This is a genomic window from Vibrio sp. 1727 (assembly GCF_033344415.1).
GTDB lineage: Bacteria > Pseudomonadota > Gammaproteobacteria > Enterobacterales > Vibrionaceae > Vibrio > Vibrio alginolyticus.
In genome coordinates this window covers 1-628 of the sequence record NZ_JAWPOT010000395.1, presented here as the reverse complement: position 1 = coordinate 628, position 628 = coordinate 1, and the positions used below count along the sequence as shown (strand labels likewise).

The window sequence follows — 628 nt, the reverse complement described above, 5'->3', positions numbered from 1 at the left end:
AACTCAGACCACTGTTTAGCTTTGTCGATAGCAGTACGCAAAACAAATGAGCCAACTTCAAATATGAGCCCATTTTGCTCAGCCATGTGGATGAGCGCTTCGTTAGATACATCACCTAAAACGGGGTGACGCCAGCGTAATAGTGCTTCTGCACCTATCCATTTGTGCGTATGAGGGTTCACTTTTGGTTGGAAATACAACATCAAATCGTCATTACGTACCGCTTGGAGCAGATAACTTTCGAGCTGATTATGGTTGTTTAACTCATGCGTGTGGCTCTCACAGAAGTAACTGTAAGCTTCACCCGACTCTTTACATAGCAACATCGCGTAACAAGCATTTTGTAGAAGCTGTTTAGCACTGCTCGAGCGATGAGCCTGAACTACGCCAACGTAGGAGTGCAAATGCACTTCTGTGTCGTTGATGTAGAAGTTCCCCACGCTGATATTAGTGATTTTATCGAGCAGATTATGCAGTTTCGAATCAGCATCTTCTCCCCATAACAAAAGCACTAAGTCGTTTGAACTTGGGCGACCAGTAATGAAGTAGTTTGAATCGTTCATCCCAAGGCGCTTACGAAATTCTTTGAGGATCTCATCAAACGCTTCAAAGCCGTATCGAGTTTGTA

At 43.9% G+C, this 628-nt stretch carries 1 protein-coding gene; it reads right to left on the bottom strand.

Going from position 1 to position 628, the window contains the following annotated elements; all coding sequences use genetic code 11:
- Positions 1–628: EAL domain-containing protein (locus R8O10_RS25950; RefSeq protein WP_318192060.1), on the bottom strand; the 628-nt coding region annotated here is incomplete at both ends.